The organism is Halogeometricum sp. CBA1124 (assembly GCF_009741955.1).
Taxonomy (GTDB): Archaea; Halobacteriota; Halobacteria; order Halobacteriales; family Haloferacaceae; genus Halogeometricum; species Halogeometricum rufum.
In genome coordinates, this window is record NZ_WPCD01000141.1 from 1 (window position 1) to 9,757 (window position 9,757).

Sequence of the window (9,757 nt, forward strand, 5' to 3'; positions counted from 1 at the left end):
CGTCGTCCGCGCCCTCGAGACGCCGGCGCCGAGGCGGCCTTCGGCGTGCAGGGCGGGGCCATCATGCCCGTCTACGACGCGCTCTACGACTCCGGCATCCGCCACGTCACGATGGCGCACGAACAGGGCGCGGCGCACGCCGCGGACGCGTTCGGCGTCGTCCGCAACGAACCGGGCGTCTGCCTCGCCACGTCGGGGCCGGGGGCGACGAACCTCGTCACCGGCATCGCCGACGCCAACATGGACTCCGACGGCGTCCTCGCCCTGACCGGGCAGGTGCCGTCGGCGATGGTCGGCTCCGACGCGTTCCAGGAGACGGACACCATCGGCGTCACGACGCCCATCACGAAGCACAACTACTTCGCCTCCGACGCCGACTCCGTCGGCGACACCGTCGGCGAGGCGTTCGCGCTGGCCGACGAGGGTCGGCCGGGTCCGACGCTGGTCGACCTGCCGAAGGACGTGACGCTCGGCGAGACGGACCGCGAACCCGGTCCGGCGGAGACGCCGAAGACCACGACGCCCCAGACCGAACCCGACAAGGAAGCCGTCGCGGACGCGGCCCGCGCGATAGAGGCGGCGGAGCGACCCCTGCTCCTGTTCGGGGGCGGCGTCATCAAGGCGGACGCCACCGACGAGGCGCGCACGTTCGCCCGCGAGAACGGCATCCCCGTGGTCACGACGATGCCGGGCATCGGCGCGTTCCCCGAGGACGACGACCTGTGTCTCTCGTGGGCGGGCATGCACGGCACCGGCTACGCGAACATGGCTATCACGCACACCGACCTGCTGATAGCGGTCGGGACGCGCTTCGACGACCGCCTGACGGGCGGCATCGACACGTTCGCGCCCGAAGCCGAGGTCATCCACGTCGACATCGACCCCGCGGAGATATCGAAGAACGTCCACGCGGACTACCCCGTCGTCGGCGACGCGGCGACGACGCTCGACCGACTCGGCTCCGAAGTCGCGAACGCGCCCGACGCCGGCGAGTGGCGCGAGCAGTGCCTCGCGTGGAAGGAGGCGTACCCGATGGACTACGCGACGCCCGATGACGAACCGCTGAAACCGCAGTTCGTCGTCGAGTGTCTGGACGAGGCCACCTCCGACCGCGCCGTCGTCACCACCGGCGTCGGCCAGCACCAGATGTGGGCCGCGCAGTACTGGACGTTCACCGAACCGCGGACGTGGGTGTCTTCGCACGGACTGGGGACGATGGGCTACGGCCTGCCCGCGGCCATCGGCGCCCGCCTCGCCGCGGACGACGACCAGGAAGTCGTCTGCGTCGACGGTGACGGGTCGTTCCTGATGACGATTCAGGAACTGTCCGTCGCCGTCCGCGAGGAGTTGGACATCACCGTCGCGGTGCTGAACAACGAGTACATCGGCATGGTGCGCCAGTGGCAGGACGCCTTCTTCGAGGGCCGACACATGGCCGCGGAGTACAACTGGTGTCCCGAGTTCGACAAACTCGCCGAGGCGTTCGGCGCGCGCGGGTGGCGCGTCGACGACTACGACGAAGTCGCCGACGCCATCGAGGAGGCCATCGAGTACGACGGTCCGTCGGTCGTCGACTTCCACATCGACCCGCGGGAGAACGTCTACCCGATGGTCCCCTCGGGCGGCGCGAACGGCAAGTTCGCTCTGACGGAGGACCAGCTATGAGTTCCGAGGATTCGACCGACGCGGACCAGAACGGAGAGTTGCCCAAACACGGCCTGCAGGGCCCCGAACCGGACGAACGGCCGCACCCGGAGGGACGGCGCAACTCGCAGGGCATCCGCATCGACCCCGAAGTCGAGGCGGAACCGTCGACGCGGCGCGCCGTCATCTCCGCGCTGGTCGAGAACGAACCCGGCGTGCTGTCGCGCGTGGCGGGGCTGTTCTCCCGGCGGCAGTTCAACATCGAGAGCCTGACCGTCGGCCCGACCACCGTCGAGGGGCACGCCCGCATCACGATGGTCGCCGAGGAGTCGAACCCCGGCATCGACCAGATAGAGAAGCAGTTGGCGAAGCTGAAGCCCGTCATCGCCGTCGGGGAACTGGACGACGACGCCGTGCGCGCGGAGTTGGTCGTCCTGAAGGTCCGCGGCGACGAACCGGACAAGGTCCACGCCATCACGGAGATGTACGAGGGCGAGACGTTAGACGCCGGCCCGCGGACCATCACGGTCCAGCTCACCGGCAGGGAACAGAAGATAGACGACGCCATCGACGCGTTCCGCCAGTTCGGCATCATCGAGATAGCCCGAACGGGCCAGACCGCGTTGGCGCGCGGCGACCAACCGACCGTCCCCGGAGAGGAACCGGCCACCTCCGGCGAACCGACCACACCAGCCAACTACGATGACTGACGACGAACTCACCACGACAGTATACTACGACGACGACGCGGACCGAACGCACATCGACGACAAGACGGTGGCCGTCCTCGGCTACGGCAGTCAGGGCCACGCCCACGCGCAGAACCTCGCCGAGAGCGGGGTCGACGTAGTGGTCGGCCTGCGCGAGGGGTCGTCCTCGCGCGACGCCGCCGAGGCCGACGGCCTCCGCGTGGCGACGCCCGTCGACGCGGCCGCCGAGGCGGACATCGTCTCCGTCCTCGTCCCCGACACCGTCCAGCCGGCGGTGTTCGAGGAGATTCGCGACGAACTCGACGCGGGCGACACGCTTCAGTCGCCCACGGCTTCAACATCCACTACAACCAGATTCGTCCCCCGGAGGACGTGGACGTGACGATGGTCGCGCCGAAGTCGCCGGGGCACCTCGTCCGCCGCAACTACGAGAGCGACCAGGGGACGCCGGGGCTCATCGCCGTCTATCAGGACGAGACGGGCGACGCCAAGGAGGAGGCGCTTGCGTACTCGCACGCCATCGGCTGCACCCGCGCGGGCGTCATCGAGACGACGTTCCAAGAGGAGACCGAGACCGACCTCTTCGGCGAACAGGCCGTCCTCTGCGGCGGCGTCACCTCGCTGGTCAAGCAGGGCTACGAGACGCTCGTCGACGCGGGCTACTCCCCGGAGATGGCGTACTTCGAGTGCCTGAACGAACTGAAACTCATCGTGGACCTGATGTACGAGGGCGGCCACAAGGAGATGTGGGACTCCGTCTCCGACACCGCCGAGTACGGCGGCCTCACCCGCGGTGACCGCGTCGTGGACGACCACGCCCGGGAGAACATGGAAGAGATTCTCGAAGAGGTCCAGAACGGGACGTTCGCCCGCGAGTGGATCGCCGAGAACCAGGCCGGACGGCCGTCCTACACGCAACTGAAGGACCGCGAGGAGAACCACCACATCGAACGGGTCGGCGCGCCTCTGCGCGACCTGTTCGCGTGGGCCGAGGACGAAGCGGACGACAAAGAGGCGGCGGAGGCGCCGGCGGACGACTGACCGACGATGACAGACACAGACGAGCGAACGATGGGAGACGTGAGCCACACGAACCCGCACACCGAGGAGACGTTCGGGTACTCGTTCCGCCGCGGCCCGGCGATGGCGGACGGTGGCGAGACGCAGGCACCGAGCGACGAGGAGACCATGGGCGACGTGGACCACACGCCGCGCGAGGGCGACGACGTCAACGACGTGTGGACCCGCGGCCACGGTGATGTAGATGAGTGAGGGAACGCTGTACGACAAGGTGTGGGACAACCACGCCGTCACGACGCTCCCCACCGGACAGACGCAGTTGTTCGTGGGCCTGCACCTCATCCACGAGGTGACCAGTCCGCAGGCGTTCGGCATGCTCCGCGAACGCGACATGGAGGTGGCCTTCCCCGAACGGACGCACGCGACGGTGGACCACATCGTCCCGACGGCGGACCAGTCACGGCCGTACGCCGACGACGCCGCAGAAGAGATGATGGCCGAGTTGGAGCAGAACGTCCGCGACGCGGGCATCGAGTTCGACGACCCGACGACGGGCGACCAGGGTATCGTCCACGTCATCGGGCCCGAGCAGGGAATCACCCAGCCCGGGATGACCATCGTCTGCGGCGACAGTCACACCTCGACGCACGGCGCGTTCGGCGCACTCGCGTTCGGTATCGGCACCTCGCAGATTCGCGACGTGCTGGCGACCGGATGCATCGCCATGGAGAAGCAGCAGGTCCGCAAGATAGAGGTGACGGGCGAACTCGGCGACGCCGTCGAGGCGAAGGACGTCATCCTCGAGATAATCCGACGGCTCGGCACCGACGGCGGCGTCGGCTACGTCTACGAGTACGCCGGCGAGGCCATCGAGAGCCTCGACATGGAGGGCCGGATGTCCATCTGCAACATGTCCATCGAGGGCGGGGCCCGCGCGGGCTACGTCAACCCCGACGAGACGACGTACGAGTGGTTGGCGGAGACGGACGAGTTCGCCGACGACCCCGAGAAGTTCGAGCGACTGAAGCCGTACTGGGAGTCCGTCCGCTCCGACGAGGACGCCGAGTACGACGACGTGGTCACCATCGACGGCGACGAACTCGAACCGGTCGTCACGTGGGGCACCACGCCCGGACAGGGCGTCGGCATCACGGAACCGATTCCGGCACCCGAGGACCTGCCGGCGGACAAGCGCGACACCGCGCGGCGCGCACAGGAACACATGCGCGTGACGCCCGGCGAGACGATGCAGGGCTACCCCATCGACGTGGCGTTCCTCGGGTCGTGCACGAACGCGCGCCTCGCGGACCTGCGCCGCGCCGCGCGCGTCGTGAAGGGCCGACAGGTCCACGACGACGTGCGCGCGATGGTCGTCCCCGGCAGCCAGCGCGTCCAGAAGGCCGCCGAGGAGGAGGGCCTGAAGGACCTCTTCGAGGACGCCGGCTTCGAGTGGCGCAACGCCGGCTGTTCGATGTGTCTCGGCATGAACGAGGACCAACTGGAGGGCGACGAGGCCTGCGCGTCCTCGTCGAACCGCAACTTCGTCGGCCGGCAGGGGTCGAAGGACGGCCGCACCGTGCTGATGAACCCCCGGATGGTGGCCGCCGCGGCCGTCAACGGGGAAGTGAGCGACGTGCGCGAGATGAAGGAGGTGAACCTGGCGTGACGACGGAGATACCCGAAGTCGACTACGTCTCGGGGACGGGCATCCCCATCCGCGGGAACGACATCGACACCGACCAGATAATCCCGGCCCGGTTCATGAAGGTGGTCACCTTCGACGGACTGGGTCAGTTCGCCTTCTTCGACCTGCGGTTCGACGACGACGACGAACCAAAGGACCACCCGATGAACGAGGACCGGTTCAAGGACTCCTCGGTGATGGTGGTCAACGCGAACTTCGGCTGCGGGTCCTCGCGCGAACACGCCCCGCAGGCGCTGATGCGCTGGGGAATCGACGCCATCGTCGGCGAGTCGTTCGCCGAAATCTTCGCGGGCAACTGCCTCGCCCTCGGTATCCCGACGGTCACCGCCGACCACGAGACCATCTCGGAACTGCAGTCGTGGGTCGAGGAGAACCCCGACGGCGACATCGAGGTCGACGTGGAAGCCGAGACGGTCACCTACGGCGGGAAGACCGTCGACGTGACCGTGGACGACGCCCAGCGGAAAGCGCTCGTCGACGGCGTGTGGGACACCACCGCGCTGATGAAGTCGAACCAGCAGGCGGTCCGCGACACGGTGGACTCGCTCCCCTACGTGGAGAGCGATGACTGACGAGATAGTCGTCGTCGAGGGCGACGGCATCGGGAAGGAAGTCGTCCCGGCGGCGGTGTCCGTCCTCGACGCCGTCGGCGACTTCGAGTTCGTCGCGGCGGAGGCGGGCGACGCGGTGAAAGAGCGGACCGGCGAGGCACTCCCGCAGGAGACGTACGACGTGGTCGCCGACGCCGACGCCACCCTGTTCGGCGCGGCGGGCGAGACGGCCGCGGACGTGATTCTGCCCCTCCGGACGGCGGTGGACTCGTTCGTGAACGTCCGCCCGGCGAAGGCGTACCCCGGCGTGGACGCGCTTCGACCGGAGACGGACCTCGTCTTCCTCCGGGAGAACACCGAGGGCGTCTACTCGGGCCACGAGGACCGCCTCTCGGCGGACCTCTCGACGCTGACGCGCGTCGTCACCACCTCGGCCTCCGAGCGACTCGCCGAGTTCGCCTGCGACTACGCGCCCGACGGCTTTCAGGTCGCGCACAAGGCGAACGTGATGCGGGAGACGGACGGCCGCTTCCGCGACGCCGTCGTCTCCGTCGCCGAGGAACGAGGCGTCGAGACGGAGGAAGTGCTGATGGACGCCTTCGCCACGCGCGTCTGTCTGGACCCGACGCAGTTCGACGTCGTCGTCTGCCCGAACCTCGCGGGCGACGTGCTGTCGGACCTCGCGGCCGGACTCGTCGGCGGCCTCGGACTCCTGCCGTCGGCGAACATCGGGCCCGACAACGCCCTGTTCGAACCCGTCCACGGGACGCGCCGGACATCGCGGGGGAGGGCGTCGCGAACCCGTCCGCGACGATTCTCTCGGCGGCGATGCTGCTCGAACACCTGGGCTACGACGACGAGGGTGCGGCCGTCCGCGAGGCGGTCGAATCGACCCTCGCGGAGGGCCCGCGCACGGCCGACCTGGGCGGCGACGCCTCGACGGAGGCCGTGACGCAGGCGGTCATCGACAGACTCGACTGAACGCGCCCGCGTTCGCGGCGCTCTCTTCTGCGTTCCCCGTTCGTGAGCGACTGCGCTCCGCCTCGGTCTGCACGCTCGCGCGTATTTCTCGCGCAAAACGTGCAGGACTGAACGATTCTCGAACACGAACAATTAACAACGAACAGGGGCTACTGCCGAACACGACTGACGCCTATGTTACCCGCAGAGCGCAAAAGACGAATCGTGGAACTCGTCTCGGCGGACGACGGGCGGTCCGTCGAGGGCCTGGCCGAGGAACTCGGCTACTCGAAGGCCACCATCCGGCGTGACCTCCGAGAACTGGAGGACCGCGGCCTCGTCGAACGGTCGCACGGCGGCGCAGTGCCCGTCACGACCGTCGGCAAAGAACAGACGTACGGGCAGAAGGAGGTACAGAACCTCGACGGCAAGCGCGCGATAGCCGACCGCGCCGTCGCGGAGATAGCCGAGGGACAGGTCGTCTTCTTCGACGCGGGGACGACGACGATGGAGGTGGCCAAACAGGCGCCGAAGGACGGCTCCATCCTCTCGGTGACGAACTCGCCGCGCCTCGCCGTCGAACTCGGGAAAGAGGAGAACGACGTGAAACTGACGGGCGGCACGCTCCGAAGTCGCACCCGTGCGCTGGTCGGGCCGACGGCGGAGTCGTTCATGGAGCGGACGAACTTCGACCTCCTGTTTCTGGGGACGAACGCCATCGACGCCGACGGCGGCCTGACGACGCCGAACGAGGACGAGGCGCGGATGAAGCAGTTGATGACCGAGAAGTCCGCGCGCGTCGTCCTCGTCGCCGACGCGACGAAGGTCGGCAAGCGCTCGTTCGTGAAGTTCGCCGACGTGCACGACGTGGACGTGTTCGTCACCGACGAGGAGTTGCCGCCGAGAGAGCGGCAGGCGTTCGAGAACGAGGGCGTCACCGTCGTGGAGGTGCCGCCCGAATGACCGACGGCGACGACGTGCTGACGGTGACGGCCAACCCCGCCGTCGACCACACCGTCCGGGTCGACGAACCGCTCCGGACGGGGACGGTCGCCCGGACGGACGACGCGAAGTTCGACGCCGGCGGGAAGGGAATCAACGTCTCGAAGTACCTCACCGCGCTGGACGTGGACGCCCCCGCGACCGGGTTCCTCGGCGGCCCGTTCGGGAAGATGATTCGTGACCGCCTCGACGACGACGCCGTCCCGAACGACTTCGTCGACATCGGCGACCGAACGCGCCTGAACACGACCGTTCTCGGCCCCGAAGGCGAGTACAAGATAAACCACGACGGGCCGGCGGTTCGCGACGGGGAGGTGACGGCGCTGGTCGACCGCGTCCGCGAACGCGCGCCGGACCGCCTCGTCGTCGCCGGCAGTCTCCCGAAGGGCGTCACCACGGACGACGTGGACGAACTCGCCTCGGCGGGCGACTGGGAGACGGCCGTCGACATGGGCGGGGCGGCGTTGGCCGAACTCGACGCCTCCTACCTCGCCTGCAAGCCGAACCGCGACGAACTCGCCGTCGCCACCGGGATGGCCGTGGAGACGACGGCCGACTGCGCGGCGGCGGCGCAGGCGCTCCGCGACGGCAAGTTCCGGTTCGTCGTCGCCTCGCTCGGCCCGGACGGCGCCCTGTTGGCGGCCGAGTCCGGCACGTACCACGCGCCCGCCGTCCCCGCGGACGTCGTCGACACCGTCGGCGCGGGCGACGCTCTCCTCTCGGGCTTCCTCGCCGGACTCACGCGAGGGGAGTCCGAACGGACGGCGCTGAAGACGGGCGTCACCGTCGCGTCGCGCGTCGTCGCCGCGTCGGGAACCAGTGTCCCCGACTTCGACGGCATCTTCGACGACAGGGACGACGTGACGCTCTCCGCGGCGCGTCCCTGATGCTCGCTGGGTCCGGTTTGCGAGCGCAATCGTTCAAAATCGTTCATGTCCGAAAGGGTTTTTGAAGATATACAGAAACTATCGTGAGGGAGCAATCCATGTCAAGCAAGCAGTCAGCGGAGAACGCGTATCGGGCCTACCTGACGAAGATAAAGGAGGACCTGATGACCGGCGTATCGTACATGATTCCGTTCGTCACCATCGGCGGTATCTTCCTCGCTCTCGGGTACGCCGTGGCGGGCGTCACCGGGACCGGCGTGCAGGAAGTGTTCGGTGCGACCGGGACGCTCGGCTGGTTCCTCGCTCAGATCGGCGTGGCGGGGCTCACGATCATGGTGCCCATCCTGGGGGCGTACATCGCGTACGCCATCGCGGACCGGCCGGGTCTCGCGCCCGGGTTCCTGCTCTCGTACATCATCCAGCAGGGGAACGTCCTGCAGGCGGCCGGTGACGTCATCGGTCTGCAGGGTGGCGCGGCCGGCGCGGGCTACCTCGGCGCACTCGTCGCCGGTCTCCTCGCCGGGTACGTCGCCCGCTGGATAAAGGGCTGGAGCGTCCCGGACTACGTGACGCCGATGATGCCGGTGCTCATCGTGCCGGTGTTGACGATGGCGATTCTGTCGCCCCTCGTCATCTTCGTCCTGGGCGTCCCGGTCGCCATCGCGAACGCCGCGCTGACCGGCTTCCTCCAGAGCATGCAGGGCGGACAGGCCGTCCTCGTGGGGGCACTGCTCGGCGGGATGATGGCGTTCGACATGGGCGGCCCGGTGAACAAGGTCGCCTACGTGTTCGCCACCGGCCTCATCGCCGAGGGCGTCACGGCGCCGATGGCCGCGGTGATGATCGGCGGGATGATTCCGCCTATCGGTCTCGCCATCTCGAACTTCGTCGCACCGCACCTGTACGCCGCGGAGATGTACGAGAACGCGAAGTCCGGCATCGTCCTCGGCTTCTCGTTCATCACGGAGGGGGCGATTCCGTACGCCTCCTCGGACCCCGTCCGCGTGATTCCGTCCATCATCGCCGGGAGCGCGGTCGGCGGCGCGATGTCGATGGCGCTGAACGTCACGATGCCCGCCCCGCACGGCGGCATCTTCGTCGTTCCGCTGTCGAACAAACCGCTCGTCTTCCTCGGCGCCATCGTCATCGGGTCGCTCGTGACGGCCGCCATCGCGACGGTGTGGAAGCCGGACTTCGAGGACCGCGTCGGCGCGGGCGAGACGGAGACGGCCGCGGCGACATCCGACGACTGACGACAGACGACAGACGACACCGACG

Annotated in this window: 8 protein-coding genes and 2 pseudogenes; all 10 read left to right on the top strand. The window is 68.4% G+C overall.

The window, feature by feature from the left end; all coding sequences use genetic code 11:
• A pseudogene (ilvB, locus tag GJ632_RS15100) lies at positions 1-1,665 on the top strand (biosynthetic-type acetolactate synthase large subunit); the annotation flags it as partial.
• The gene (gene ilvN, locus GJ632_RS15105; RefSeq protein WP_089806831.1) at positions 1,662-2,354 is read left to right on the top strand and encodes an acetolactate synthase small subunit; all 693 of its coding nucleotides are present in this window, start codon (positions 1,662-1,664) and stop codon (positions 2,352-2,354) included. The pseudogene ilvB and the gene ilvN, both read left to right, overlap by 4 nt.
• A gap of 21 nt (positions 2,355-2,375) precedes the next feature.
• Positions 2,376-3,395, top strand: a complete 1,020-nt coding sequence (gene ilvC / locus GJ632_RS15110; protein ID WP_343161202.1) for a ketol-acid reductoisomerase — start codon at positions 2,376-2,378, stop codon at positions 3,393-3,395.
• Between the two features lie 6 nt (positions 3,396-3,401).
• Positions 3,402-3,626 (top strand): hypothetical protein, encoded by a 225-nt coding sequence (locus GJ632_RS15115; protein WP_089806827.1) that lies wholly within the window; start codon positions 3,402-3,404, stop codon positions 3,624-3,626.
• Positions 3,619-5,040: a 3-isopropylmalate dehydratase large subunit gene (gene leuC / locus GJ632_RS15120; RefSeq protein WP_191453389.1), complete on the top strand. Its 1,422-nt coding sequence runs from the start codon at positions 3,619-3,621 to the stop codon at positions 5,038-5,040. Before GJ632_RS15115 ends, leuC begins: the two co-directional genes overlap by 8 nt.
• Positions 5,037-5,651 (top strand): 3-isopropylmalate dehydratase small subunit, encoded by a 615-nt coding sequence (leuD, locus tag GJ632_RS15125; protein WP_343161201.1) that lies wholly within the window; start codon positions 5,037-5,039, stop codon positions 5,649-5,651. The genes leuC and leuD overlap by 4 nt, the downstream gene beginning before the upstream one ends.
• A pseudogene (leuB, locus tag GJ632_RS15130) lies at positions 5,644-6,611 on the top strand (3-isopropylmalate dehydrogenase). Before leuD ends, leuB begins: the two are co-directional and overlap by 8 nt.
• A 174-nt stretch (positions 6,612-6,785) precedes the next feature.
• Positions 6,786-7,553 (top strand): HTH-type transcriptional regulator GlpR, encoded by a 768-nt coding sequence (gene glpR / locus GJ632_RS15135; RefSeq protein WP_089806819.1) that lies wholly within the window; start codon positions 6,786-6,788, stop codon positions 7,551-7,553.
• Positions 7,550-8,479 carry a 1-phosphofructokinase gene (gene pfkB, locus GJ632_RS15140; RefSeq protein ID WP_191453390.1) on the top strand — a complete coding sequence of 310 codons (930 nt, stop codon included), beginning with the start codon at positions 7,550-7,552 and terminating at the stop codon, positions 8,477-8,479. The genes glpR and pfkB overlap by 4 nt, the downstream gene beginning before the upstream one ends.
• Positions 8,480-8,577: 98 nt before the next feature.
• The gene (locus GJ632_RS15145; protein WP_089806816.1) at positions 8,578-9,732 is read left to right on the top strand and encodes a PTS fructose transporter subunit IIC; all 1,155 of its coding nucleotides are present in this window, start codon (positions 8,578-8,580) and stop codon (positions 9,730-9,732) included.
• The last annotated feature ends 25 nt before the right edge of the window (positions 9,733-9,757 follow it).